This is a genomic window from Castellaniella sp. (assembly GCF_004321985.1).
In the GTDB taxonomy this organism is placed as follows: Bacteria; Pseudomonadota; Gammaproteobacteria; order Burkholderiales; family Burkholderiaceae_B; genus Castellaniella.
Genome location: NZ_SCQN01000008.1, coordinates 1 through 26,214, shown reverse-complemented (window position 1 = coordinate 26,214; position 26,214 = coordinate 1). Strand labels below are relative to the sequence as shown.

Below are 26,214 nucleotides of genomic sequence, written 5' to 3'. Positions count from 1 at the left end.
CGACTCGCTCACACGCAGGCGTACATACCCTCCAATCAGCAGCAGCACCACGCTGGCCACGAAAGGAATGCGCCACCCCCAGCTCAACATGTCTTTCTCGGGCAGCTTTGAAACCATCGCCAGTGCGAAGGCGGAAAGCAACAGGCCGATTGCAACCCCCGTCTGCGGCAAACTGCCAAAGAGTCCTTTCTTCCCGGACGGCGCGTGTTCGACCGCGATCAGGACGGCACCGCCCCAGTCGCCACCGATTGCCAGGCCCTGCAGGATGCGCAGCACAACCAGCAAGACTGCGGCCCAGTAGCCGATGGAATCGTAGGACGGGACGAACCCGATCAGGATGGTGGGGACGCCCATCAACAGCAGCGTGAACAGAAACGTCGACTTCCGGCCCACGCGATCGCCAAAGTGGCCAAACACGATGCCCCCCAGAGGCCGTGCCAGAAAACCGACGGTATACGTCGCAAACGCGGCCAGAGTCCCCGACAGAGGATCGAACGAGGGGAAGAAAATCTTATTGAAAATCAGCGCAGCCGCGCTTCCATACAGAAAAAAGTCATACCACTCGATTGTCGTACCCGCCATGCTCGCCAAAGCAGCCGTGACATACCGCTTTGGCCCGGATGCCTGATTATTCTCATCATCATTGGTCTCGTCTTCCATCGTCTCCTCCTGTTATTTTCAGATTCCCATCAGCCATTCGAATTATTGGAAACATCCGAGTCGCAAGCCATGCACCGCAGGTCATAATTGATATGCGCACTGCGCCTTTCTGGGGAAATCGCCTTAGTAGGGGGGACTCAAATGCTCGATCAGCGGCTCAGATACTTTCTGGTGATCGCCGAAACAGGTTCGCTTTCCGATGCTGCGGAACAGCTGGGAGTCTCGCAATCGGGCCTAAGCCGCCAGCTCCGGCAGCTCGAAGACGATCTGGGACGCCCGCTGTTCATCCGAACCGGCCGGGGCGTGGAACTGAACAATGCCGGGGCACGCCTCGAACGGGCGATCCGCCCGGCATTTACCGCCATAGACGACGCGACAGAGATGCTGCGCACGGAACTCGGCACCGTGCAGGGATCGGTGCGGATTGCAATGATCCATACGCTCAGCCACTACTTCTTGCCGAAGCTGCTCGCGCAATTCCACAGGGAGCACCCCGGCGTCAATACCTACCTCCTGGGCCGGGGCTCCCCGGACGTCGTGAGTCTGGTGAAATCGGGCAAGGCAGACCTCGGTTTTGTCTATGACGTCGCCGTAACGGTCGACGGCCTGGCCATCGACCACTTGTTTGAAGAGCACATGTGTCTGGTCCACCACCAGGACAACCTGACCGCAGCCGTGCCCGACGGAAGCCAGCCCTGGGAACTACCCCTGATCACCTTCCCGAGATACTTCGCATTGCGCCAGATGCTCCACCGCGCCAGGCTCGACAAGAATGTCGTCGCGGAGGTCGAAACCGTGGACACCATGCTGCGCCTTGTCTCCTGCAAGCTGGGCGTTTGCGTACTGCCGGACCTGGTCAAGGATTCGGAACTCGAGAGCATGCAGCTACGTCGGCAGCCCATCTCCTTACCCGACCTGCGTCGTTGGGTGGTCTGCATCAGAAGCTCCGACGCCAGCCCGTCACCTACCTGCGAAGCGCTGATTCGCCTGGCAAAACAAACCAAGCCGCCCCAGACCCGACCCGATCTGTACCTGGTGCCCCGTTCGGTCACCCCCGACTTTTGAGGCTGGTCGTTTCTTCCAGCAGACTCAGGGCCTCCCGCACGCCGTGGAGCTGGTCCACCAGATGCAGGATGAGCGCCACCCCGGCGTCGTTGACACCGAAATCCCGCTGCAGATCGTGGATCAGGCTGGCCCGCGCAATGTCGCAATCGGTAAACCTGGCCTCAGTCGCCGTTTCATCGGGGATGAGCCACCGCTGTTCCAGCCAGAACTCCAGGGTCTGTTCCTGGAGGTCCGCGCTGATCAGGAATTCCTGCTTGGTCATGATCATGATGATTCACCTTCGCGCGGGTTGTGTGCCTTGCCCTTTTCCCAACCAGCCACGAACGCTTCCAGATCCGGATCGGGGGACTTCGGCAACACGACTTTCAATCGGATCAGCTCATCGCCGAATCCGCCTTCGCGGCGCGGCGCGCCCTTGCCCTTCAGGCGCAGCGTAGTGCCCGTATTGGCGCGTTTGGGAATGGTCAGCACGACCTCGCCCGTCGGGGTCGGGGCCCGCACCTCGCCGCCCAGGACAGCCTCCGACAAAGACACCGGCAGTTCCACGATGACATTCACACCATCCAGCCTGAAGCGAGGGTCGGGCAACACGTCGATCCTGATGAGCGCATCGCCCGGTCCTCCGGTGCCGCGTCCGGGGGCGCCCTTACCCTTCAGACGCAGCATCTGGCCGTCCAGCATGCCGGGCGGAATGGTGACATCGAGAGTGCCGCCGTCGGGCAAGGTGATCCGTTTGCTGGCCCCGGTCACCGACTCGACGAACTGGATGGACAAGCCATACATCAGGTCTTCGCCACGCTGGTTGGCGCGGGCCTCGTGACTGCGGCGCAGGATCTCGGCGAACACGTCGTCGTTCGCAAAGTCCGCATAACCGGCCTCGCTGGTATAGGGGTTGCCATGGTCGGCCGATGCAAAGTCCCGGTAAAACTGACGTTTGGGCCGCTCCACGCCGGATGCATCGATCTCGCCCGCATCGAAACGCTTGCGCTTTTCGGGATCGCCCAGCAGGTCGTAGGCGACCGACACCTGTTTGAACTTCTCCTCCGCCGCCTTGTCGCCCGGGTTCAGATCCGGGTGTAACCGCTTGGCCAGGCCGCGATAGGCCTTCTTGATCTCGGCTGCAGACGCTGTCTGCGCCACGCCCAAGGTCTGGTAGGGATCCTGCACGATGAGCCTCACAAGGACGTTGTGACAATATTTAGCCTATCACAGGTCGGCAGGGACGGTGCCAACTAGGCCCGGCCCGGGGGGTGGCTTCGCCGTAAAAAAATGTCACGGGTTGTGAAACGCCTGACCCACGCCGCGCATCCAATGCACGACTCTCCAGCCGAGCGGCACTGGCCGCCCAGCGGAGCTTACTTGGGAGAACATCAAAATGGTTATCACTGCCTTATGGTTCTTTGGGATCGGCGCCATCGGCGGCCTGGTCCTGGCGTCCAGCGTACTACGAGACAAATTCGCGCCGTGGGCACTGTCGCTGGTGCACGCGCTGTTGGGCGCCATCGGCCTGATCCTGCTGATCATTGGCCTGGTGGAAGGATCGGCCACGAAACCCGTTCTGGTGGGCTTCATCATCCTGCTGATCGCCGCACTGGGTGGCTTTTTTCTCGCGTCCTTCCATCTGCGCAAGCGCCTTCCGCCCAAGGCCATCGTCTTCACGCACGCGATCGTGGCCATCATCGGCTTCCTGACCGTCCTCAGCGTGGTGCTCTGAGACCATGCGGCATCCCGTACACCCCGCACTGGTCCACTTTCCAGTGGCTTGCTGGTCCCTGGCTACGCTGGTGGATTTCGCCAGCCTATGGCTGGGTGAACGCGCCTGGCAATGGTCGGGCGGCCTGCTCGCGGTGGGCTGCACGATAGCCGTCCTGGCCATGCTGGCGGGACTCTGGGAACTCACCCGGGTCCCGGACGGCCCAGCCCTGCGGGATACTTATCTGCACATGAGCATCATGCTGGCGGCGTTCGCGCTATTCACCGCACGCCTGCTGACACGGCTGGACCATCTGCAGCCGCTGGCGCCCGACACGCTTTCGCTGGTGCTGGATGCCCTGGGGTTCATCGCCCTGGCCGTCGGGGGCTGGCTGGGCGGCCGGCTCGTCTACGGTCACGGTATCGGCCGCTGATCTACCGCTTTTGATGGCCCGCTGCGCCGCCCGGCCCGGCGGGCCATTCATCGCCAGGTTCAGCGTTCAGTGATGCCCGCCAGACGCATGCGCGCATGCACACCCGCCACGATCCGGTCGCAGCGCTCGCCCGCGAACGAAAACGCATCGTGCGCATGCAGGTCCAGTTGGCCGCGCAGCGCGTCCTGCATCAGACGACGCGCCCGCATGTAACGCACCCGTACCGTCGCCTCTGGAATACCCAGAGCAGCCGCAACCTCGGCCGAGGGCAGGTCTTCGACACCGCGCAGCATGAAGACGGCACGATACTTATCGGGCAGCGCATCGATGTGTTGCTCGATCAGGCCGCGCAGCTCGGCGCCCCAGGCCTGGCGATCAGGCTCGAGGCTCTGCGGCATGGCACGGGAATCATCGGTTGTCGACATGGTGTCCTGTTCCTGCAAGTCCGGGTCCATGGATTGGATGATGGTTTCACGGGTTTTGTTTCGACGACGACGCATCAAGGCCTCGTTGACCACGATGCGGGTCAGCCAGGTGGCCGGCGAGGCTTCCGACCGGAAGTCCCGCAGGTGGTTATAGGCTTTCCACCACGCGTCCTGCACCGCATCTTCGGCCTCGGCTTCGTCATGCAGGATGCTGCGCGCCGTGCGGTAGAGCCGTTGATTGTAGCGGCGCATCAGCGCATCGAACGCCTGGACCTCGCCGCCAATCACCCGCTCGATCAGCTCCAGATCACCCAGCACGCAAACCGAAAAATCACGATGGTGAACGTCCAGAGCGCTCATCGTTTCATCTCCTCCCACAGATGAGCCATCGTACCGTTTCACGACTCTGGGCGCCACTGGAGCACGCCGAGCGAACCGACGCCGCCCGCCGGACAAAAGCGTAGTATTTGAGGATCGGGGATGCGAGATCAAATCATGAAACCTGCCCACCTCATCGCTGCAACGTTGATGGCTGCAATGTCCTTCTCCGCCTTCGCACAAGAGGCACGGATACACGGTCAGATCGAAAAGCTCGACCACTCTGTTTTGACCGTCAAAACCAACCACGACGGCACCCTGCCCATCCGGCTGGACCACGACGCGACCGTCACAGCGATGACCGCTGCCAGCCTGGCTGACATCACCCAGGGCAGGTTCGTCGGGACGGCAGCCCACCCAGGCGGCCCGAACGGCGAGCTGGTGGCAGTGGAAGTCCATATTTTTGCCGACAGCATGCGCGGCACGGGTGAGGGCCACCGCCCCATGGCTCAGGGCAACACCATGACCAACGCCACGGTGGAGTCTGTCGTGGCGGGCGTCCAGGACCGCGTGTTGACGCTACGCTATAAGGGCGGCGAACAGAAGGTCCAGGTACCGGCCAATGTCCCCGTCGTCATGCTGACCCCCAGCAACCGCAGCGCGCTGAAGAAGGGCGAACATGTGTCATTTTTCGCGACTCGGCAGGCGAACGGCGTCATTACCGCTTCCCATGTCACGGTCGGCGTGAATGGGGTGATTCCGCCACTGTAGGCTCCAGCGAAGGCCACGCCAGAATTACCGTCCCACCCGGCAGCAGACGCAGCATGACGCCAATCACGATCAGACCATACAAGCTTGATGGCGAGCGAACGTCTGCTGCTGATTCAATGCGCGAAGTAGCGCTGCTGTAATTCGGCCACGTCGACGTCACGCGCCGCCTGGGACAGGACTACCTTGCCGCCGCGCATGAGATGCACGTGATCGGCGACAGCCACCGCCTTGTGCGTGTTCTGCTCGACCAGAACGATGGTGCGGCCCTCCGACTTCAGGCGCTGCAACGTGTCGAATAATTCGTTGACGATCACCGGGGCCAGCCCCAGAGAGGGTTCATCGATGAGCAGGACCTTTGGGTCGGACATCAGCCCACGACCCATCGCCAGCATCTGTGCCTCGCCGCCCGAGAGCGTACCCGCCATCTGCCTCCGGCGCTCCTTGAGCCGCGGAAACATCTCGAACGCCCGTTCGCAGTTCGCCTGCGCGCCCGCCCGATGGGCCTTGGGAAAGGCGCCCAGCATCAGGTTTTCCTCGACCGACATGTCCTTGAAGATCATGCGACCCTCGGGGATCATCGCCAGGCCCCGGCCCAACATCTCCCAGGTGGGCGTTTTCTCGACAGGCTGCCCGTCGAAGCGGATGGAGCCCTGGCTCAACGGGATCAGTCCCATGATGGCGCGCAACAGCGTGGTCTTGCCCGCACCGTTGGGCCCGATGATGGTCGTCAACTGGCCCTCGGGGATCTGCATGGAAACGTCCCAGAGCACATTGATGGCGCCGTAGCCTGCGCGCACGTCGGAGATCTCAAGCATGATCGGCTCCCGTGTAGCTCTTGATGACTTCTGGGTCGCGGAACACCGTGTCCGGCGAGCCATCAGCAATCAATTCCCCGTAGTTCAGGACCGCCACCCGGTGACACAGATTGCTCACGGTCTCGATGTCGTGCTCGATGATGATGATGCTCAGGGAAAACCGCTCATGCAGATCCTGGAGCATGACCATGAAGCGCTGCTTTCCGGCGGTTTCCAGCCCCGCCAAAACCTCGTCGAGCATCAGCAGCTTGGGTTCGGTCACCAGCGCCTTGGCCACCTCCAGCGCCTTGAGTTCCGTCAGCGCCAGTTGGGTGGCGGCTTCCAGATCGGCTTTGTCGGCGAGATTCGTGAGTGCCAGCACTTCATCAAGCCTGTTGGTGTCGACGCGTCCGGCGCCGAAACGCTGGGCCACCAGCAGGTTCTCGCGCACCGTCAGCGCCTGCATGGGTTGCGGCACCTGGAAAGTACGCCCTATGCCCAGCCGCGCCCGGCGGTGCAGCGGCATACGCTCAATGCGTTCGGCATCGAACAGGATATGCCCGCTCGACGGGCGGACCAGCCCGGAGATCGCGTTGAACAGGGTCGTCTTGCCGGCGCCGTTGGGGCCCACCAGCCCCAGGATTTCATGCGTGTTGACTGACAGGCTGACGGAATTGACCGCAATCAGGCCCCCGAAACGAATGGTGAGGTCTTCGAGTTTAAGCATGGATGTCCTCTCTCGTCGTCCTACCGGGGCAGGGTCCGTGCCCGCAACCGATGCTCCAGCAAAGGCATCAGACCGCGAGGACTGCCAATGATCATGGCGACCAGCAGCGCGCCCAGCAGCAGCTGATGCCCCACGGGGATGAAATCCTTGAAGATCAACTGATCGACCAGATACACGACCAGGGCTCCCACGATGGGTCCGATGATGGTCCGGTAGCCTCCAAAGATCGCCGCCACCACCGGCAGAATGACCCAGGTGCCGTTGAAGGCATAGTCCGGTTCCAGAAAGTTGATGTAGTGTGCATTGAAGGCGCCGATCACGCCGGTCATGAAGGCCGATACGAACAGCATCGAGGCCTTGAGCAGCACGCTGTTGACCCCGACTACTCGGGTTGCGTCCTCGCTGCCGTTCATGGCCCGCAGCGCCATGCCATAGTGGCTGGCCCAGATAAGCCGATAGACCACGGCAAACACCACCAGCAAGGTCACGATCACCAGATAGCTGCCACTGCGGCTGGACAGATCCATGCCCATCACCACCGGCATGTGCGGGATACTGGCCAATCCCGCGGAACCTCCCGTCATCGACTCCCACTGCGTCGCGACGACGCGGAAGATGATGGAATACGCCAGGATCGCCAGCGCGAAATAAACGCCTCTCAGGCGCAGGACCGGCAGCATCGCGAACGAAGCCACCACGGCGCCCACACCGCCGATCAGCATGGCGGGAAGCACCCCCACGCCCGCCTTCATGGTGAGCAGCGCCGACACATAGGCGCCCACGCCAAAGAACGCGGAATGGCCGAAACTCAGCATGCCGCCCAGATTGCTCAACAAGGCCCACGCCAGCGCGATGCCTCCGATGATCAGGGCGGCGATGATGAGGCTCATGACATAGCTGTCGCCCAGCAGCCATGGGATGACCCCGTACACCACGACGAACAGGACGGCCCACAGGCCGGATTTCCGTGTCATCAGCATGCTCATCCCCTTCTCGCCTTGATTCCGAAGAGCCCGTTGGGCATGAAGAACAGCACCAGGAGGAACAGGACCATTCCAACCAGCTCCTGTAGGGCCGAGCTATATAGCGTGGCCGTCAAAGCCTCGACCAGCCCCAGCAGAATCCCGCCGATCAGCACGCCGGGGATCGACCCCAGACCGGCCAGCACCGTGATGATGAAGGCCTTGATGGTCAGCGACTCGCCAATCGAAGGCTGAATCACTTCATAGCTGAAGATGGCCACCCCCGCAAACGACGCCAGAATCCCGGCGACCAGAAAGGAAATGATTTCCGTGGTGTTCGGATTGATGCCCATGAGCTTGGCTGCAGCGCGATTGCTCGACACGGCCCGCACCGCACGCCCATACCAGCTACGCGACAGCCACCACCAGAGCCCGGCCAGCAGAATCGCCGCCACGATGAAGAACAGGATCTGCGCGCGCATGCTGAACAGCGGGCCCACCACGAACGCGTCCTGCAGCCAGGCCGATCCCGTGGAGTGCGGATCGGCCGACCAGATGAAGAGGAAGGCATTTGTCATGATCACTGCCACGCCGTAGCTGAGGATCAGCGAGTTCAGCTCGCGATCCGCCCGGATCAGGCTGATCAGCCAGTAAATGACGACCGAGCATGCGCAGACCAGCACCAACGCCACCGGAATGGCGAAGAGCGGGCTCAAGCCCAACTGCGTCTCAACCACATAGGCCATGTACGCGGCCAAGAGGATAAGTTCGCCATGCGCAAAGTTGATGACGTTCATCGTCCCGAAGACAAGTGCAAGCCCAAGTCCGATGAGCGCGTAGAGGCCACCCTGCAAGATCCCGGAATAGACGGACTGTAGGATAAGATCTGTCATGTAATGCCCTTGCTGAATTCCCGACTAGTGCCCGCCCGGTGGTCACGCTGACCATCGGGCGGACCGGCAAGCCTCTACCAGGGCAAGCCCGGATAGACCATCTTTCCGGTGGCCTGGTCATCGGGCCAGACGATCACGACTTTCTTGCCCTGGATCTGGCCGATGTGCTGCATGTACTCGGTATTCAGTCCACCCGCGTCAAAGCGGATTTTCCCAAGCACGGTGTCCATATCCGTCTTGGCAATGATGTCGCGCAGACTGTCATGGGTGACTTTCTGGCCGTTCGCCGTGGCTTTCAGAATCGCATCGAAAACGACTTTGGCGCCCGCATAGCCGTATTCTTCGATATAGCCGAAGTCCTGCTTCGGATAGAGCGTGCGGTGGATGGCGGCAAACTTCTTGCCGTCCGGGGTGGGAAACTCAGCCGGGAAGCTGAGCAGCGACAAGCCGAACACGTTTTGCACCAGGTCCGGGTTCTCCGTCACCATCTCGGGGACGGCGACCTCGTACGTGCCCACCACGGCCTTGAGTTTGGGCTTGAGCAGCTTGGTGGCGCGCAGGATGCCGATTTCCTCGTTCTGGTAGCCCACCATCAGCAGGATGTCGGGCTTGTCCTGCAGGCGGACCTTGTTCACGATGGGGGTGAAGTTGGTCGTGCTTGGTTCGTACTCGTGCATGAAGACCTTCATGCCCGCGTCAGACAGCCCCTTCTGTGCATCCTTGGCCAACTGAGAGGTCGATTCCGCCGTGCTGTAGACGAGTGACACCGTCTTGACCTTGAGCGACCGGATCAGCTCGATGACCGGCTTCGAATAGCCGTCGGTGTTGAGGATCTGGAAGTAATACTTCAGGCCGCGCTTGGTCAGGCTGTTGGCGATCGCGCCGCTGGACACATACGGCACCTGGAGCTTGTTGGCCGCCTCGGAGGCCGGACCCACAACGTTGGAGCCATAGCCGCCGGTGATCGCCACTACGCCCTGGCTGGCGAGCTTTTCGACCGCCGCGACGGACTTGGCGGGTTGCGACTCATTGTCGATCGTGATCAGCTTGATGCTGTCCTTGCCGCCCGAGGCTTCCTTGAAGGCCTCGACCGCGATGTTGATGCCCCGCTGCTGGCCAATGCCCTGCTTGGCAAAGTGTCCGGTCAGGGGGAGATCCACCCCGATGGTGAATTCCTCGGCACTGACGGTGCCGCCCTGAAGGCACAGGGCAACCGCCCCGAGTGCAAGCAGGCTGCTCATTCTTCGAATCATCTTGTCTCTCCTTGGCTAGTCGCCACAGACTTCGGTGGAATACATGTTTTGCGTGAGCTGTGCACACGCCTGTGCATAATCGTTCTTGAGGCGTTCGACGATCTCCTCCGTCGTCGGGATATCGTCGATCAGCCCGACTCCCTGCCCCGCCCCCCAGATGTCCTTCCAGGTCTTGGGCTTGGAGCCGCCCGACTGGAAGTTCATGGTGCTCTTTTCCCCCTGTGGGAGATGGTCCGGATCCAGGCCGGCACGAGCGATGCTGGCACGCAGATAATTCCCGTGCACCCCTGAGAACAGGTTGCTGTAGATGATGTCGACCGCCGCCGAATCGACAATCGCCTGTTTGTATTCGGGTGCTGCATGCGCCTCCCGGCTGGCGATGAAGCGTGTACCGATATAGGCCAGATCCGCCCCCATGGCCTGCGCCGCCAGGATGCTGCTGCCCGACGCAATCGCGCCGGACAGGACCAGCAGCCCGGAAAAGAACCGGCGGACTTCGCCCACAAGGGCAAAGGGTGACAGCGTCCCGCCATGCCCGCCCGCACCGGCTGCAACCAGAATCAGGCCATCGACGCCGGCCTCCAGCGCCTTGTGCGCATGACGCAGGCTGATGACATCATGCAGAACGATGCCGCCATAGCTGTGAACGGCTCGAATGACCTCCGGCGCGGGAGCGCGCAGGGAAGTGATCAGAATGGGGACCTTGTGCCGGACGCAGGTCTGCAGATCCTGCTCGAGGCGGACATTCGACGCATGCACGATGAGATTGATCGCGAGTGGACCAACACGGACGTCCGGGCGGGCGTCCCGATAGCGAGAGAGTTCAGTCTCGATGCCGGACAGCCACTCATCGAGAAGCTCGGGCTGACGCGCGTTGAGCGCCGGCATGGAGCCCACGATGCCGGCCTTGCACTGCGCCAGCACAAGCTCCGGGTAGCTCACCGTAAACATGGGAGCTGCCACGACGGGCAGACTCAGGTCCCGCAGGACGGTTGGTAGCGTCATACTGCCCCCTCATTGCACAGGGAGGCAATCGCCTCCGCCTCGAAACCCAGTTCTGCAAGAATGGCCTGCGTATGCTCGCCCAAAGCTGGAATGGCGTCCATCCGCGCGTCTTCGGCGCGATCGATCCCAGGCGGCAGCAAGGCCGGCAACTCGCCCTCCGGACTTTGCACCACCGTCCACCTCTGACGAGCCCTCAGTTGCGGATGTTGCCACACGTCGGCCATATCGTTCAGATGCCCGTTGGCGATCCGGGCGGCATCCAGGCGTGCGACCACCTCGTCCCCCGTCAAATCAGCGAAACTTTCCAGAATGATCCGGCGCAGTTCTTCGCTGGCGGCCGCACGGCGCGAGTTCGAGGAAAACCGGGGATCATCGGTCAGTTCGGGGTGCCGCAGGACCTGTTCGCAAAAGGCACGCCATTCACGCTCGTTCTGCAGACCCAGCATGACGATCTTGCCATCGCCTGCGGCAAACGGTCCGTACGGATAGATGGTGGCGTGCGCCGCGCCATTACGCCCCGGGGGCGAGGCGCCATCGAAGCTGTAATACAGCGGATAGCCCATCCATTCCACCATGCTCTCCAGCATGGACACCTGGATACGGCGGCCCTGCCCCGTCCGGCCGCGCTGCAACAGCGCCGCCAGGATGTTGGAATAGGCGTACATCCCCGCCGCGATATCCGCGATCGAACACCCGGCCTTGGCGGGCTCGTCCCGCGACCCGGTCACGGACACGAATCCGGACTCACTCTGGATCAGCAGGTCGTAGGCCTTCTTGTCCCGATACGGGCCGTCATCTCCATACCCCGAGATATCGCAGACGATCAGCTTCGGAAAACGCGGATGCAGCGCTTCGAACGACAATCCCAGGCGCTCCGCTGCGCCGGGCGCCAGATTCTGCACCAGCACGTCGGCCTTGGCGAGCAGGCGCTCTAGGATATCGGAAGCACTGTCATGCTTCACGTTCAGTGTGAGACTTTCCTTGGACCGGTTGGTCCAGACGAAATGCGATGACAGGCCGCGCACGCGCTCGTCGTAGCCTCGGGCAAAATCGCCGCTGCCTGGCCGTTCGATCTTGATGACGCGCGCACCCAGATCCGCCAGCTGGCGCGTGCAGAAGGGCGCCGCAATGGCCTGTTCCAGAGTGATGACCGTAATGTCTTCCAAAGGCAGCATGTCCGTCCCTATTCAGAATGAACGCGGCATGCCGAGGACATGCTGTCCCACATAAGACAGAATCAGATTCGTGGAAATCGGCGCCACCTGATAGAGACGGGTTTCCCGGAACTTGCGTTCCACGTCGTATTCACAGGCAAAACCGAATCCGCCATGCGATTGCAGGCAGGCGTTGGCCGCCTCCCAGGAAGCATCGGCGGCCAGCAGCTTGGCCATGTTCGCCTGGGCGCCGCAGTCCTGGTGTGCGTCGAAGAGCTCGCACGCCTGATAGCGCATCAGGCTCGCTGCCTCGACATTGACATAGGCACGGGCAATGGGGAACTGCACCCCCTGGTTCTGCCCGATAGGGCGCCCGAACACGATGCGGTCACTCACATATTTGCGTGCGCGGTCGACGAACCAGTATCCGTCCCCGATACATTCCGCAGCGATCAGCGTACGCTCGGCGTTGAGCCCATCCAGGATGTACTTGAAGCCCTTGCCTTCCTCGCCGATCAGGCATTCTTCGGGGATCTCTAGATTTTCGAAGAACAGTTCGTTGGTCTCATGATTGACCATGTTCAGAATCGGCCGCACCGTCAGACCATTGCCGATCGCCTGGTGCAGGTCGACCATGAAGATCGACATGCCTTCGGACTTTCTCGCCACCTTGTCCAGGGGCGTCGTGCGTGCGAGCAGAACCATCAGGTCCGAATGCTGCACACGCGAGATCCAGACCTTCTGGCCGTTGACGATGTAGCGCCCGTCCTTGTGCACGGCCGTCGTCTTCAGACGCGTGGTATCCGTGCCCGTCGTGGGTTCCGTCACCGCCATCGACTGCAGGCGCAACTCCCCGCTGGCAATCTTGGGCAGCCACTGGCGCTTCTGTGCCTCGGACCCGTGACGCAGCACGGTACCCATGTTGTACATCTGGCCGTGACAGGCACCCGAATTGCCCCCGGCGTGGTTGATCTCTTCCATGATGACGGAGGCTTCCGTCAAACCAAGCCCCGAACCGCCGTATTCCTGGGGAATCAGGGCGGCCAGCCAACCGGCCTTCGTCAGGGCATCGACGAATTCCGCCGGGTAGCCCCGCTGCTCATCAATGCGCCGGAAATATTCGTCCCCGAACTGGGCGCACAAGTCCCGAATCGCATCACGAATGTCCTGGAACTGCTCCTGCGCGTTGACCATCGGTCATCCCCCACTCACAAAACCAGCGCATGAAGATCCACGCGCCATGCTTTCTAGAGTGAAGGAATCCACCCGGCCTGACAATTCGGCTTTAGCGAACAGTGCCTTTACACAAGCTTAAGATCGGATCCGTCCGTCCCGACAGTCCGCTCCGCATCCTGCACCAGAAGATCGACGAGCTCTTGGGAGAAGGCCGGCAACTCCGTTGATTCACGGACACAGATATGCAGTTGCCGCAAGGCCCACTCGTCCGTCAGGTCCATGATTTTCAGCGGCAGCAACTGCACATAACGGCGCGCGGCCGTTTCAGGGATGACCCCTATGCCGACCTGTGCGCCAATAAGCCGGCATGCCGTCTCGAAATTGCCGACTTCGACCCGTACCCGCAGGAACCGGCCGCTGTCTTCCGCCGCCGTGAGCAGGAATGAGTGGATGGCGCTGGATTCGGCCAGACTGATGAAATCGTAGTCGAGCACATTGCCGAAGCTGTGAGGACCCTGCTTCCTGGCCAAGGGGTGATCCCGATGGGTGACCAGCACCAGACGGTCGGTCCGGTAGGGCAGGAACTTGACACCGGCGCCTCCGCTGCCCTGGGCCGTAATGCCGATGTCGGCTGCACCCTCGACGACAGCCTTGACCACCTGGTAGCTGAGCCGCTCCCGCAATTCGATATTGACGGACGGGTGGCTGACCAGATAGCGTTCGAGCACCGCCGGAACGAATTCATTCATGGCCGTCGTGTTGGCATACACGCGTACGCGGCCCTTGACGCCCTGTGCGTATTCCTGGATATCGCCCCGTAGATGCTGGAGCTGGTGCAGGACAATACGCGCGTGGCGCACGAACGCCTCCCCGGCGGGGGTCAGCGTCACGCCCTGACTGTTCCGGTACAGCAGGGGCGTTCCCAGATAGCCTTCGAGATTCTTGACGCGGTTGCTGGCTGCGGGCAACGACAGAAAAGTGTGCTCGGCCGCCTTGGTCAGACTCATCGCGCTGGCGACATTCACCAGCAACTGCATGTCGGTCAGGTCAAAATGAGACGCCATGAATTTGCGGGATCCTTCAGCCAGCTTAAGTGGTTCTTAAACAAACAAAAATAGGCAAATCCACGATGGAGGCGCAAAGTCGTGGGCAAGAGTCTTTCCAGGAGCCAAGATGCGACACTTCAGCGCGGAACTCGCCCAATTTGCGGCCGAACTGCAATTTCACGATATTCCCGAGCCCGTGCTGCGGCGCACTGAAGACCTGTTGCTGGATTGTCTTGCATCTATTCTAGCCGGTTCCAGCGACCGCGCCGTACAGACGATCCACGCCTACGCCCAGACCATGGGCCCGCTCGAAGGCCTGTCGGAAAACATCGTGGGCCGAAACAGTACCAGTCCGGTGTTCGCCGCCATGGTGAACGCAGCGGCGACGCACATGGTCGAACAGGACGACGTGCACAACGGGTCGGTCTTCCACCCCGCCGCCGTGACGTTCCCACCCGCCATGGCCACCGCACAGGCGTTGGGTCGATCCGGCAAGGATCTGCTCGTAGCAGCCGTCGCGGGTTACGAAACCGGCATCCGCGTCGGTGAATTTCTCGGCCGCTCGCACTATACGGTGTTCCACACAACTGGCACAGCCGGCACCCTGGCTTCCGCCGTGGCCACCGGCCGGCTGCTGGGGCTGGACCCGCGTCAGATGCTGCATGCGCTGGGATCAGCCGGCACACAGGCTGCCGGGCTTTGGGAATTTCTACGAGACGGCGCAGACTCCAAGCAACTCCATACTGCCAAGGCCGCAGTCAACGGACTCATGGCAGCCTGGCTCGCACACGACGGATTCACGGGTGCCAGCCACATCCTGGAAGGCACACAGGGAATGGCGGCGGGCATGTCCAGGGACGCCGACCCCGATCGACTGGTGGATGGCCTGGGCAGCCGCTGGGCGGTGCTGGAAACCTCTTTCAAATACCACGCCTCATGCCGCCACACGCATCCGGCGGCGGACGCGCTTCTGGATGTCATGCAGCAGCACCAGCTGCAGATCGACAATATCGCCTCCGTGGTGGCCCACGTGCACCAGGGCGCCATCGACGTGCTGGGCCCGGTGATCGACCCGAAGACCGTCCACCAATCCAAGTTTTCGATGGGAACCGTGCTGGGGCTCATCGCCAAATACCAGCGCGCAGGTCTGACGGAATTCGATCAGGCGCTCGACGACCCAGAGGTTCGCGACTTCTGCCGCCGTGTCACCATGGAACTCGATCCGGAAGTCGACGCGGCCTATCCCAAACGGTGGATCGGCAAAGTGACCGTGGCCACACGGCGCGGCCTGGTCCTGGAGGGGCGCGTGGACACCCCCAAGGGGGATCCGGAAAACACGCTCAGCCGCAGCGAGATCGAAGACAAAGCTCGGCGCCTGGGCAGCTACCACAATGCCGCCACTCCAGAGGAAATCGACCACATGATCGAAAAAGTCTGGAACACCACCGACGAAAAGAGCGTAGGCCGGTTTCTGTCGCAATGATCAGACATTCGCCCGGGCGATGATGCGCCGGGCCCACTCGATCACCGGCTGATCCACCATCCGGCTATCCAGCCTGAACGCGGATGATCCGGTGGCTTCTGCCTGAGCGATCACCCGGCGGGCCCAGTCCAACTCATCGGAAGACGGCGCGAAAGCGCCGGCCACGATGCCGACCTGGGTCGGATGAATGCAGAGCATGCCGCCAAAACCCATCTCGCAGGACAGGCGCGCCGCGCGTGCCAGGCCCACCCCGTCGGAAATATCCGAGTGCACCCCATCGAGTGGCGGCGCCAGTCGGCACGCACGGCTCTGCACAAGCACCTGACAACGGACTTCGCCCAGCAGCAGATCCGCGCCTGCGGTGGCCGGCGTCACGCCAAGATCCAGCATCAGATCCAGCGTCCCGAGCACCAACCGATCCACACCGTGCGCTCCCGCAAGCCCGGCCAGGTCTCTCACCCCACGCGCGCTTTCAACGATAGGGAACACAGGCTGGCCCGCTGCGCCGGCTTCGAGAATCTGGTCGGCCGATTCCGCCTTGGGGAGCACAATCCCGTTCACGCCAGGCAGAGCGGCACAGGCTTTCAGGTCGGCCACATGCCAGGGTGTGCCGGCGCCATTGACGCGGACCAGCAGCGGTACGTCACCGTGCCGTTCGGCGGCCTGCGCCAGATTTGCACGGGCCGCATCCTTGGCTGCCGGCTCGACGGCGTCTTCCAGATCGACGATCACGGCATCCGCACCACTCGCGAAGGCCTTTGGGAAGCGCTCAGGCCGCGTCGCTGGCACGAAAAGCGCAGTGCGTAGGATTCCGGAAGCATCCATCATGTCAACCTGCAAAACCGATGTCGGCCCAATGAGCCAGGGTTCCGTCCTGCCCCGCCCACAACTGCGCGGTATTCGGCGAATCGCAGCACCCCGCCACCTGGAACGCCTTGGGCGAAATGAGAGGACGCATGCCTCGAAACGACATCGAAGCAATCCCCCTGTCCGGATGGGCGTGCTTCAGCGCCCGCAGCATGAGTGTGGCAATCAGGGGGCCATGCACGACCAAACCCGGATAACCTTCCACGTCCCGCGCATAGGGCGCGTCGTAATGAATCCGGTGCCCGTTGAAGGTCACAGCGGAATATCGGAACAGCATGACGGAACCAGGCTGGACGTCTTCCGACCATTGCGCCTCCGGCACGGGCCGCGAACCCTCCAGAATCGGGGGCGATGGCTCACGATAGACGATGTCCTGTTCTTCCGACAGGCAGAGCGCCCCGCCCTGGAAGTATTCGTGGGCGACCGTCACGAACAACAGCTTGCCGGTACGCCCCGTCTTCTCCACGACATCCTTGACCACGGACCGACGTTCGCCGGCCTTCCCGACCATCAGCGACCGCAGGAACTTCAAGCGACCGCCCACCCACATCCGATTGCGGTTATCTGCGGGCGGCAGAAATCCTCCCCGCCGGGGATGACCATCGGGTCCCAACTGGTCGTAGGGGTACGCCCGAATGAAGAATGCCCAATGCCACAGGAGCGGCAATGCCTCACCCATCGCGGGCGCGGGGTCCCCGAGGCTGAGCGCTACCCGTTCGGCGTGGCCCACGTCGATATTGTCCACGCAAGTTTCCGTGTGGCCCACCCAGTCAGCCGGATTGGAATTCGCCATGCTTGTACTCCTGTCAAAGCTCGGGCTCAGAGCGTCTTGTCTGGCCCGATTGCCGCAGAACTGGCTTGCAGTCCAAACTCCGCCAGGATTTCCTGCGTATGTTGTCCCAGCAACGGCGGCGCGGCCCGATACTGGATCGGGGTCTCCGAAAACCGCATGGGACTCGCTGTCGTCGGGGTCTGGCCAGCCAGCGGATGTGGCAGCGTCCGCCAGATCTGCCGGTGCTTGACCTGCTCGCTATGAAACACCTGGTCCAGATCATTGATGGGGCCGCAGGGCACTCCCACCTTCTGCAGCTCGGCAACCCAAGCGTCCCGCGGGCGGGTGCGCATGATGGCCTCCAGCTCGGCGATCAGGGCGACACGGTTCTTCAGCCGCTGGCTGTTGTCGATGTAATCCGGATGGATGCCCAGGTCCGGGCGCCCAATGACGCCGCAATAGGCCCGGTATTGGCCATCCGTGCCGACCGCGACGATCAGCTCGCCGTCGCTCGCCTTGAAGACCTGGTAGGGCACCACGTTTTGATGCGCATTTCCTGCCCGGCGGGGTGCCACCCCCGAGGTCATATAGTTCAGGTTCTGGTTGGCCAGCATGGCCACATGGCAATCCAGCAGCGCAAGATCGATTTGCTGCCCTTTCCCGCTGCGGTGGCGCTCATGCAATGCGCCCAGGATGGCCACCGTGGCGTACATCCCGGTCATGATGTCCGTGACCGCCACGCCCGCCTTCTGCGGACCGCCGCCCGGCCGATCATCGCGTTCTCCCGTGATGCTCATGAGCCCGCCCATGCCCTGGATCACAAAATCGTAGCCAGGCAGCGGCGCCATCGGCCCCGTCTGTCCGAACCCGGTGATCGAGCAATAAATGAGCGCCGGATTGACGAGCTTGAGGCTCTCGTAATCCAGTCCGTATTTTTTCAGGCCGCCCACCTTGAAGTTTTCCACCAGGACATCACAGCCGGCCACCATCTGGCGAATCAGTTCCGCGCCTTCAGGGGTTCCGATATCGATGGTGATCGACCGTTTGTTGCGATTGGTGCTCAGGTAATAAGCAGCCTCACTGGTGTCCCGGCCTTCAGCATCCTTCAGGTATGGAGGACCCCAGTGCCGAGTGTCGTCGCCACCCTCCGGGCGCTCGACCTTGATGACGTCCGCCCCCATGTCTGCAAGGTTCTGGGTGCACCAGGGCCCGGCCAGGACCCTCGACAAATCCAGAACCTTGATCCCCTCCAGAGGGGCGCTTCGCTCACTCATCCAATGCTCCTGCGATCCCCGAACCGCCATCCTTCACCAGGCGGTCCGTTTCATTGATTCGAACACTTCGATTTGGTACGACTTGGCCCGGGCGCACCGCTGCCCTGCCTCAGGCCACCAGTTCGCGCAGCGGCTGCTTTTTGATCTTGCCGCTGACGGTGGTCGGAATGGCATCCATGGGAACAATCCGAGCCGGAACCTTATAGGGCGCAAGCTGCTCCCGCAGGTACAGCCTGAGCGCCTCGACGTCCACGGAATCTGCTTTCAGCGGCTCGAAGAAGGCGATCACCTCTTCGTTGCCATCGTCCTCGCTCCGGCCCACCACGGCGGAAAGCTTGACCCCCGGAAAGGTGTTGATCACCGCTTCGACTTCCAGCGGATAGACGTTGAAACCCGAGCGGATGATCATGTCCTTGGTGCGGCCCGTGATGAACAGCGCGCCGTCCGCATCCAGCCTCCCGAGGTCACCCGTGCATAGCCAGCCGCCCGGCAGCAGCGCATCGCGAGTCCGCTCCGGGTCCCGGTAATAACCGAGCATCACCCCTGGACCGCGTACGAAAATGGGACCGGACTCACCCGGCGCAACAGCCGGATCGCCGGGAGCACCCAGGCGTAACTCCACGCCCTCCAGGGGAAACCCGGCGCTGCAATCCGTACGCGGCGCATCCATCGATGTCACATACAGGGAACCCGCGTACTCGGTAATCCCGTAACCGTGATGCATGGGAACCCCAAAATAGTGCTCCACCTGGCGCTTGAGCGTCGGATCCAGCGCCGAGCCGCCGGCATACACATAGCGGAGGCGGGAAGGCCCGGGCGGCACAGGATGAGCGGCCAACAGTCGGGAGTACATGGTGGGGACCCCCTGAAGGATGCTCAGGCCCGGTGTCTCCAGCGCCTGCAGCAAATCCTCGGGATCGAATCGCCGCCGCACCACCAGGCTGGCCCCGACCTGCACCGTGGCCATCAGCACCGTGGCGATGCCAAAGATATGGGACAGCGGCAAAGCCGCATAGCTGACGTCGGTAGCCGTCAGCCGGCGCGATGCCGACGAGACGCGTGCAAAGTGCAACAACCCCCGATGCGGCACCATCACGGCTTTGGGAGCGCCGGTTGTGCCCGAGGTGTAGATCAGGGTGGCCACCTCACCGGCCTCGGAGCCGGTTTCGGGCTCGGGCCGCTCGACAGCAGGCGACCAGAGGTTGCCTTCGCCCCAGACCGACTCGTCGGCAGATCTTGCCGCGTACTGGCGGGCGTGCTCCCCTGCCTTCTCCGATGTACGGCTGAAATAGAGGGCGAGCGCCGGCTGAGAATGCTGACGGATCGCCTCCACCTCTCGAGGACTCAAACGGGCATTCAAGCCCACGGTCCAGGCGCCCAGCAAGCTGCAGGCAAAAAGCGCCTGAACCATTTGGGGACAATTCTCGCCCACGACCAGCACTCGATCACCTGGCCGGGCACCCTGCGCCGCCAGCCAGTCGCGGGCGCGCTGCACGCGCTCCCACATACCGGCATACGTCACGGTGCCGCCGCCCTCCTGGTGCAGCAGCACCGCGTCAGGATTTTCCATCGCCTGCCGCTGCAACAGATGATGAATTCGATCAGGTTGGTTCAGATCACCCACTATGCTTCCCTTGTCCCTACAACGTGTCTTCCGTCCCCAAGATGGCCGTGGACTGACTGGACAGCGTGCCGCCGTTGCCATTGACCAAGGCCAACCGGGCACCCGGAACCTGGCGTTCGCCGCAGTCGCCGCGCAATTGCCGGACGGCTTCGATCGTGATGAAAATCCCATACATGCCCGGGTGCAGGCATGACAGTCCGCCCCCGTTGGTATTGACCGGCAACCGTCCCCCTGGGGCAATGGCGCCGCCACTGACGAATGCGCCACCCTCGCCCTTCTTGCAAAAACCCAGGTCCTCGAGGAACAGGAGCGTATTGATGCTGAAGGCGTCATACAGTTCCAGCACATCAATATCCGACGGTTTGACACCCGCCATCTCGAACGCGATGCGCCCTGACTGCTGCGCCGCCGTCACGGTCAGGTCCTGCATGGAAGAAATCTGACGGTTCCAGCACGCAGTGGAATTCCCCAGCACGTAGACAGGCTTCTGCTTCAATGACCGCGCACGATCCGCACGCACCAGCACATAAGCACCCGCGCCGTCCGTGACCAGGCAGCAATCCCGGATAGTCAGCGGATCGGACACCATGCGAGCCGATAGCACCTCGTCGATCGTGAGTGGATCGCGCATCAGGGCCTCAGGGTTGAGCTGCGCCCAGCGCCGAGCGGCCACAGGGATCTCGGCCAGCTGCTCGCGCGTGGTTCCATACTGGTGCATGTGGCGTGCCGCGGCCAGCGCATAGGAGCTGAGCGGATTGAGCGGGTTGTACGGCGTCTCGTACGGCTGGGGATCCAGCCAGCGGCGGACGCGGCCGACCTCGGCACGGCTCAAGCTGGAAGTACGCTGCGTGCTACCGTAACAAATCAGTACGGCATTGCATTGCCCGGACTCCAGCGCCTGGATCGCAGGCATGAGATGCGCCACGAAACTGGATCCGCCCAGCATGGTGCTGTCGATGAAGGTAGGACGGATGCCGAGATGCTCGATCACCGGCATGGCCCACATGGTGGCGGCCACGCTGGCGGTGCATATGCCATCGATGTCCTGCAGCGTGAGGCCAGCGTCCTCGACGGCCCGGTGCGACGCCTGCGCCAGGATCTCAAGCTCGGAATACCCGGTGGCAAAACCAAACCCGGCATGACCGACACCCACGATGGCTGTCGCGCCTCTCAGCCGTTTGTCGATCATGACCGATCCCCCGAGGGATTGAACACCACGAGCTTGCCTTCCTCGGCATCGATCACCCGCGCTTTGACCGCCATGCCGATCTTCACCTCGGCAGGAGGCACGCCTTCCACCCGACTCATCATGCGGGCGCCATCTTTGAGATCAATCAGGGCAACGTTGTAATCCCCACCCTTGTCGGCCTTTCGGCGAACGACCGTCGTGGAGTACACGACACCGTCGCCAGACGGCGCGAACCACTCAAGTCGATCGCTGCCGCAGTGCGGGCAGACCATGCGAGGATAGAAAATGCTGCGGGAGCATGCCGTGCAGCGCTGGATCAGGAAATTCCCCTTTTCCAGCTGTTTTCGGTAGTAGACATCTGCCCCGACTTGCGTGGGCAGAGGGTCGGCCGGGATTTCTATGTTGTCTGACATGGGTCTCCTCGATGGGACATGATCGCCTTTCATTCTACGGACACAAGTGTTCTGCAAATCGAGACCCATGGGAATTCCGTTTTGCTTAAATGACTGTTTCGACCTCGCAAACAAAGGACCCCCATGGAACACACCTACCAGCATATCCGGTTCTCTTACGAAGACGGGGTGGGCCACATCATGCTGAACCGGCCGGACACCCTGAACAGCTTTACCGAGATCATGCACGCGGACCTGCGCGCCGCACTGGACTTCCTGGAAGCCCGGAACGACCTACGCGGTCTCATTCTCACAGGCACCGGGCGCGGCTTCTGCGCCGGACAGGATCTCTCCGAACGCAAGCCGCTGCCTCCGGGCGAAAAGCGCGACCTGTCGCTCGGGCTCAAACACCACTACGAACCTCTGGTGAAGAGACTCAAAGCACTGCCGGTGCCCGTGGTGTGCTTCGTCAATGGCGTCGCGGCAGGCGCCGGCGTCAGCCTGGCCCTGGCCTGTGACCTGATCTACGCCGTCCAATCCGCCCGCTTCGTCCAGGCTTTCACTCGCATCGGCCTGCTCCCCGATGCCGGGGCCACCTACGCCTGGCCGCGGCTGGTCGGCTGGCAACGTGCCATGGGTGCCTCCCTCTTTGCGGAACCCGTCCCAGCCGCCACGGCGGAACAATGGGGACTGATCTGGCGCTGCATCCCGGACGAGGACCTGGACGCCACGATGCAGTCCGTTCACACCCGGCTGGCATCCGGCGCGACACTGGCGTACGCGGCAACCAAGCAGGCGCTCAATGCCGCTGCGGACAATACCCTGGGGGAACAGATGGCCCTGGAATCCGACCTGCAGAAAGCTTTGGGTCTGACCAGCGATTATCTGGAAGGCATGCAGGCTTTCGCCGAAAAACGCGCCCCACGCTTTACGGGACACTGAGACCGGCTGGCCGGTGTAAGCCGCAGCCAGCCGACGGGTTCGCTCCAACGTTCCTTAAACGCTGGTTAACTCTTGCTTTTGCAATTCGAAGTTGAGGCGGATCGGCTTTTTCTCTATTGTGAATCGGACGCCAATTTGCCATTCGGAGGAGCGTTTTCATGAGCGGATCAGTACAGGGCAAGGTCGCGGTAGTGACCGGGTCGGGCAGCGGCATAGGCCGTGGAATCGCACTGGCCATGGCGGCCAACGGCGCACAGGTCGTCGTCAACGACGTCAGCGCTGAAAACGCGCAGCATGTGGTCGACGAAATCAAGGCGGCCGGAGGCAACGCCGTCGCCTGCACCGACAGCGTCTCCAGTGCGGCCAGCGCCCGCAAGATCGTCCAGGCGGCCGTCGACTCATTCGGCCACATCGACATCATCGTCAACAACGCCGGGATCCTGCGCGACCGGCTGTTCCACAAGATGTCGGACGAGGAATGGTCTCAGGTCCTGGACGTGCATCTGAACGGTTCGTTTTTCGTCAGCCACGCCGCGGCGTCCTTTTTCCGCGCCCAGGAATCAGGCGCCTACATCCACATGACCTCCACGTCAGGTCTGATCGGCAATTTCGGTCAGGCCAATTACTCGTCAGCCAAAATGGGAATCGTGGGGCTGTCCAAATCCATCGCACTGGACATGTCCCGGTTCCACGTGCGATCGAACTGCATCGCGCCGTTTGCCTGGACCAGCATGACCAGCTCCATCCCGGCCAATACGCCCGAAGAAAAAGACCGGGTGAAGAAACTGCAGAGAATGGAGGCCGGAAAGATCGCGCCGCTCGTGGTGTATCTGGGCAGCGATGCCGCGCACGAAGTCACGGGGCAGATATTTTCTGTGCGAGCCAACGAAATCATGCTCTTCAGCCAACCGCGCCCCGTGCGTTCGGTACACATGTCTGAAGGCTGGACGCCGGAATCCATTGCCCAGATCGCCATCCCGGCAATGCAGAACAGCTTCTACAAACTGGAGCGCTCGCCCGACGTGATCAACTGGGATCCCATCTAGGACGCGACATGCCGCTCGACCATCAACGGATCAAGAACTGGAAGTTCGAAGACATCCGCCATCCCTACGGCCAGAAAGACGTCATCCTGTACGCGCTGGGAATCGGCCTGGGCCAGGATCCCACGGATCCCCTCCAGCTTCAGTATGTTTACGAAGACGGGTTGCGGGTCTTCCCGTCCATGGCGGCCGTCATGGGCTACCCCGGCTTCTGGATGAAAGACCCCAGGACCGGTGTCACCTGGACTCAGGTGGTCCACGGGGAACAGCGCATGTTTTTCCACGCGCCGTTCCCGACGCACGGCGAAGTGATCGGCCGCAGCCGCATCACACACGTCATCGACAAGGGGGCGGACAAAGGCGCGCTGGTGGTTACCGAACGCAAGATCCATGATGCGGCCACCGAGGCACTGCTGGCCACCGTCCAGCAAGTGACCTTTTGCCGGGCTGACGGCGGCTTCGGCAAGAGCGATCCTGGCCTCGAGCCCCTCCCCAAGGTCCCTGCCACCGAACCGGACCTGCGCTGTGCGCTGCCCACGTTGCCTCAGGCGGCGCTGCTCTACCGCCTCAACGGCGACGACAACCCCCTGCACGCAGACCCCGCCGTGGCGGCCAAGGCGGGGTTCCCGCGCCCCATCCTGCACGGGCTGTGTACCTACGGTGTGGTCACACGCGCCATCGTCCGCACCCTATGCGAAGGGCAAGGAGACCGCCTGAGCCATCTGCACGGCCGTTTTTCGGCACCGGTCTTCCCAGGCGAGACACTGCAGGTGGAGATGTGGAAATCTTCGCCAGAGACCGCACAGTTCCAGGCCAGGGTCCTGGAGCGGAACATCATCGTCCTGAGCAACGGCATTGCCGGCATCCGCTCCTGACGCCCGACACACCCCCCGGCGCGCGGGCGTGCCACCCCTTGCGGAGACCGCCGGCCCCACTCATGGCTGAACCATCATGATCAGAGATCAAGAAACCCTGAATATTCTCCTGGACAATATTTCACGATTCGTCCGTGAACGCCTGGTCCCCAACGAAGAAAAAGTCGCGGAGACCGACGAAATTCCGGATGACATCATCGAAGAGATGAAAGCCATCGGACTGTTCGGACTCACCATTCCCGAACAATACGGCGGTCTGCAGCTCACCATGGAAGAAGAAGTGCTCGCCATGATCGAGCTCGGCCACACGTCCCCGGCCTTTCGCTCCGTCTTCGGCACAACGGTGGGCATAGGCTCGCAGGGCATCGTCTTCGACGGCACCGACGAGCAAAAGCAAAAATACCTGCCGCGCATGGCCACGGGCGAAATCATCGCCTCATTCGCGCTGACGGAGCCCGGCTCGGGGTCGGACGCCGGGTCGCTCAAAACGACGGCGCGACGCGAAGGCGATCATTATGTGGTCAACGGCACCAAACGCTTCATCACGAATGCGCCTCATGCCGGCATCTTCACGCTCATGGCGCGGACCGATCCCGGTATCAAGGGCTCGGCGGGCGTCTCGGCGTTCATCGTCGAGGCCAATTCGCCAGGCATCACCCTGGGCAAGCGGGACCGGAAAATGGGACAGAAAGGCGCCCATACCTGCGACGTCATTTTCGAGAACTGCAAGGTTCCCGCGGCCAACCTGATCGGTGGCGTCGAGGGCCACGGCTTCAAAACAGCCATGAAAGTGCTCGACAAAGGTCGCATCCACATCGCGGCGATCTGCGTGGGCGTCGCTGAGCGCATGCTGGCCGACGCCCTAAAATACGCCTCAGAGCGCCACCAGTTCGGCAAGGCAATTGGCGAGTTTCAGCTCATTCAGGCTCTGCTGGCCGACAGCAAGGCCGAAATCTACGCAGCGCGCTGCATGGTGATCGATGCTGCCCGCCGACGCGATGACGGGCTGCCCGTGAGCACCGAGGCCTCATGTGCCAAAATGTTTGCCTCCGAAATGTGTGGGCGTGTGGCGGACCGCGCCGTGCAGATCTTCGGGGGAGCCGGCTACATGAGCGAATACGGCATCGAGCGCTTCTACCGAGACGTACGGCTGTTTCGCATCTACGAAGGCACAACGCAAATCCAGCAACTGATCATCGCACGCAACATGTTGCGCGAACTGCACTGAACCGCACAGGAACACAGGAAAATGAAGATTCTGGTACCGGTCAAGCGCGTCGTTGACTTCAACGTCAAGGTTCGCGTCAAGTCCGATCACACTGGTGTGGACACCGCCAACGTCAAGATGTCCATGAATCCGTTTGACGAGATCGCTGTC

At 62.1% G+C, this 26,214-nt stretch carries 28 protein-coding genes and 1 pseudogene; 10 read left to right on the top strand and 19 right to left on the bottom strand.

All coding sequences use genetic code 11. The features are described from left to right. The coding region (locus EPN31_RS01310; protein ID WP_291768336.1) for an MFS transporter at positions 1-660 on the bottom strand (660 nt) is incomplete at its 3' end. A gap of 141 nt (positions 661-801) precedes the next feature. On the opposite strand from EPN31_RS01310, the gene EPN31_RS01305 reads away from it, so the two are divergent. Beyond that, positions 802-1,725, top strand: a complete 924-nt coding sequence (locus EPN31_RS01305) for a LysR family transcriptional regulator (RefSeq protein WP_291768334.1) — start codon at positions 802-804, stop codon at positions 1,723-1,725. On the opposite strand, the gene EPN31_RS01300 is transcribed toward EPN31_RS01305, so the two are convergent. Together EPN31_RS01300 and EPN31_RS01295 are read right to left on the bottom strand one after the other, a co-directional pair. After that, positions 1,709-1,993, bottom strand: a complete 285-nt coding sequence (locus EPN31_RS01300; protein ID WP_291768331.1) for a chaperone modulator CbpM — start codon at positions 1,991-1,993, stop codon at positions 1,709-1,711. The genes EPN31_RS01305 and EPN31_RS01300 overlap by 17 nt on opposite strands. After that, positions 1,990-2,892 (bottom strand): J domain-containing protein, encoded by a 903-nt coding sequence (locus EPN31_RS01295; protein WP_291768328.1) that lies wholly within the window; start codon positions 2,890-2,892, stop codon positions 1,990-1,992. The genes EPN31_RS01300 and EPN31_RS01295 overlap by 4 nt, the downstream gene beginning before the upstream one ends. Before the next feature lie 208 nt (positions 2,893-3,100). Here EPN31_RS01295 and EPN31_RS01290 point away from each other — a divergent pair, with 208 nt between their 5' ends. Beyond that, positions 3,101-3,439, top strand: a complete 339-nt coding sequence (locus EPN31_RS01290) for a hypothetical protein (RefSeq protein WP_291768325.1) — start codon at positions 3,101-3,103, stop codon at positions 3,437-3,439. 4 nt (positions 3,440-3,443) lie between these two features. Beyond that, positions 3,444-3,851: a DUF2231 domain-containing protein gene (locus tag EPN31_RS01285; protein WP_291768322.1), complete on the top strand. Its 408-nt coding sequence runs from the start codon at positions 3,444-3,446 to the stop codon at positions 3,849-3,851. Positions 3,852-3,910: 59 nt separating this feature from the next. Here the strand turns inward: EPN31_RS01285 and EPN31_RS01280 are convergent, their stop codons facing one another. Next, a complete protein-coding gene (locus EPN31_RS01280) occupies positions 3,911-4,636 on the bottom strand; it encodes an RNA polymerase sigma factor (RefSeq protein WP_291768320.1) in 726 nt (241 codons plus the stop codon). Positions 4,637-4,771: 135 nt separating this feature from the next. Between EPN31_RS01280 and EPN31_RS01275 the strand changes: the two genes are divergently transcribed. Then, positions 4,772-5,365, top strand: coding sequence for a hypothetical protein (locus EPN31_RS01275; RefSeq protein WP_291768317.1), 594 nt, complete (start codon positions 4,772-4,774; stop codon positions 5,363-5,365). Between the two features lie 113 nt (positions 5,366-5,478). On the opposite strand, the gene EPN31_RS01270 is transcribed toward EPN31_RS01275, so the two are convergent. The 9 genes from EPN31_RS01270 to EPN31_RS01230 all read right to left on the bottom strand — a co-directional run bounded on the left by EPN31_RS01270 (position 5,479) and on the right by EPN31_RS01230 (position 14,393). Continuing rightward, the gene (locus EPN31_RS01270) at positions 5,479-6,180 is read right to left on the bottom strand and encodes an ABC transporter ATP-binding protein (RefSeq protein WP_291768314.1); all 702 of its coding nucleotides are present in this window, start codon (positions 6,178-6,180) and stop codon (positions 5,479-5,481) included. Then, positions 6,173-6,886: an ABC transporter ATP-binding protein gene (locus tag EPN31_RS01265; RefSeq protein WP_291768310.1), complete on the bottom strand. Its 714-nt coding sequence runs from the start codon at positions 6,884-6,886 to the stop codon at positions 6,173-6,175. Before EPN31_RS01265 ends, EPN31_RS01270 begins: the two co-directional genes overlap by 8 nt. A gap of 20 nt (positions 6,887-6,906) precedes the next feature. Continuing rightward, positions 6,907-7,860 (bottom strand): branched-chain amino acid ABC transporter permease, encoded by a 954-nt coding sequence (locus EPN31_RS01260; protein ID WP_291768306.1) that lies wholly within the window; start codon positions 7,858-7,860, stop codon positions 6,907-6,909. An 8-nt stretch (positions 7,861-7,868) separates the two neighbouring features. Further along, positions 7,869-8,741, bottom strand: a complete 873-nt coding sequence (locus EPN31_RS01255; RefSeq protein ID WP_291768304.1) for a branched-chain amino acid ABC transporter permease — start codon at positions 8,739-8,741, stop codon at positions 7,869-7,871. A 74-nt stretch (positions 8,742-8,815) separates the two neighbouring features. Continuing rightward, positions 8,816-9,982: an ABC transporter substrate-binding protein gene (locus EPN31_RS01250; protein ID WP_291768302.1), complete on the bottom strand. Its 1,167-nt coding sequence runs from the start codon at positions 9,980-9,982 to the stop codon at positions 8,816-8,818. Between the two features lie 27 nt (positions 9,983-10,009). Then, a complete protein-coding gene (locus EPN31_RS01245; protein WP_291768299.1) occupies positions 10,010-10,999 on the bottom strand; it encodes a nitronate monooxygenase family protein in 990 nt (329 codons plus the stop codon). Beyond that, positions 10,996-12,174, bottom strand: a complete 1,179-nt coding sequence (locus EPN31_RS01240) for a CaiB/BaiF CoA-transferase family protein (RefSeq protein ID WP_291768297.1) — start codon at positions 12,172-12,174, stop codon at positions 10,996-10,998. The genes EPN31_RS01245 and EPN31_RS01240 overlap by 4 nt, the downstream gene beginning before the upstream one ends. A gap of 12 nt (positions 12,175-12,186) precedes the next feature. Beyond that, positions 12,187-13,347, bottom strand: coding sequence for an acyl-CoA dehydrogenase family protein (locus EPN31_RS01235; protein WP_291768294.1), 1,161 nt, complete (start codon positions 13,345-13,347; stop codon positions 12,187-12,189). Positions 13,348-13,454: 107 nt separating this feature from the next. Beyond that, positions 13,455-14,393: a LysR substrate-binding domain-containing protein gene (locus EPN31_RS01230; RefSeq protein ID WP_291768292.1), complete on the bottom strand. Its 939-nt coding sequence runs from the start codon at positions 14,391-14,393 to the stop codon at positions 13,455-13,457. A gap of 109 nt (positions 14,394-14,502) precedes the next feature. On the opposite strand from EPN31_RS01230, the gene EPN31_RS01225 reads away from it, so the two are divergent. Next, positions 14,503-15,858: an MmgE/PrpD family protein gene (locus EPN31_RS01225; RefSeq protein ID WP_291768290.1), complete on the top strand. Its 1,356-nt coding sequence runs from the start codon at positions 14,503-14,505 to the stop codon at positions 15,856-15,858. Here EPN31_RS01225 and EPN31_RS01220 read toward each other — a convergent pair whose 3' ends face one another. The 6 genes from EPN31_RS01220 to EPN31_RS01195 form a co-directional block, all read right to left on the bottom strand. Then, positions 15,859-16,686, bottom strand: coding sequence for a CoA ester lyase (locus tag EPN31_RS01220; RefSeq protein WP_291768288.1), 828 nt, complete (start codon positions 16,684-16,686; stop codon positions 15,859-15,861). Between the two features lies 1 nt (position 16,687). Next, entirely contained in the window at positions 16,688-17,518 is an 831-nt protein-coding gene (locus tag EPN31_RS01215; RefSeq protein WP_291768285.1) for an itaconyl-CoA hydratase, read from the bottom strand. A gap of 26 nt (positions 17,519-17,544) precedes the next feature. Then, on the bottom strand, positions 17,545-18,771 hold the full coding sequence (locus EPN31_RS01210) for a CaiB/BaiF CoA-transferase family protein (protein WP_291768282.1): 1,227 nt from the start codon (positions 18,769-18,771) through the stop codon (positions 17,545-17,547). A 109-nt stretch (positions 18,772-18,880) separates the two neighbouring features. Continuing rightward, positions 18,881-20,386, bottom strand: coding sequence for a class I adenylate-forming enzyme family protein (locus EPN31_RS01205; RefSeq protein WP_291768339.1), 1,506 nt, complete (start codon positions 20,384-20,386; stop codon positions 18,881-18,883). A 25-nt stretch (positions 20,387-20,411) separates the two neighbouring features. Further along, positions 20,412-21,584, bottom strand: coding sequence for a thiolase (locus tag EPN31_RS01200; RefSeq protein WP_291768280.1), 1,173 nt, complete (start codon positions 21,582-21,584; stop codon positions 20,412-20,414). After that, entirely contained in the window at positions 21,581-21,997 is a 417-nt protein-coding gene (locus tag EPN31_RS01195) for a Zn-ribbon domain-containing OB-fold protein (protein WP_291768279.1), read from the bottom strand. The genes EPN31_RS01200 and EPN31_RS01195 overlap by 4 nt, the downstream gene beginning before the upstream one ends. Positions 21,998-22,120: 123 nt before the next feature. Between EPN31_RS01195 and EPN31_RS01190 the strand changes: the two genes are divergently transcribed. The 5 genes and pseudogenes from EPN31_RS01190 to EPN31_RS01170 form a co-directional block, all read left to right on the top strand. Further along, entirely contained in the window at positions 22,121-22,918 is a 798-nt protein-coding gene (locus EPN31_RS01190; protein ID WP_291768278.1) for an enoyl-CoA hydratase-related protein, read from the top strand. 158 nt (positions 22,919-23,076) lie between these two features. Continuing rightward, positions 23,077-23,964, top strand: a complete 888-nt coding sequence (locus EPN31_RS01185; RefSeq protein WP_291768277.1) for an SDR family NAD(P)-dependent oxidoreductase — start codon at positions 23,077-23,079, stop codon at positions 23,962-23,964. 8 nt (positions 23,965-23,972) lie between these two features. Beyond that, the gene (locus tag EPN31_RS01180) at positions 23,973-24,836 is read left to right on the top strand and encodes a MaoC/PaaZ C-terminal domain-containing protein (protein ID WP_291768276.1); all 864 of its coding nucleotides are present in this window, start codon (positions 23,973-23,975) and stop codon (positions 24,834-24,836) included. 76 nt (positions 24,837-24,912) lie between these two features. Continuing rightward, positions 24,913-26,064, top strand: coding sequence for an acyl-CoA dehydrogenase family protein (locus tag EPN31_RS01175; RefSeq protein WP_291768274.1), 1,152 nt, complete (start codon positions 24,913-24,915; stop codon positions 26,062-26,064). A 21-nt stretch (positions 26,065-26,085) separates the two neighbouring features. After that, a pseudogene (locus EPN31_RS01170) lies at positions 26,086-26,214 on the top strand (electron transfer flavoprotein subunit beta/FixA family protein); the annotation flags it as partial.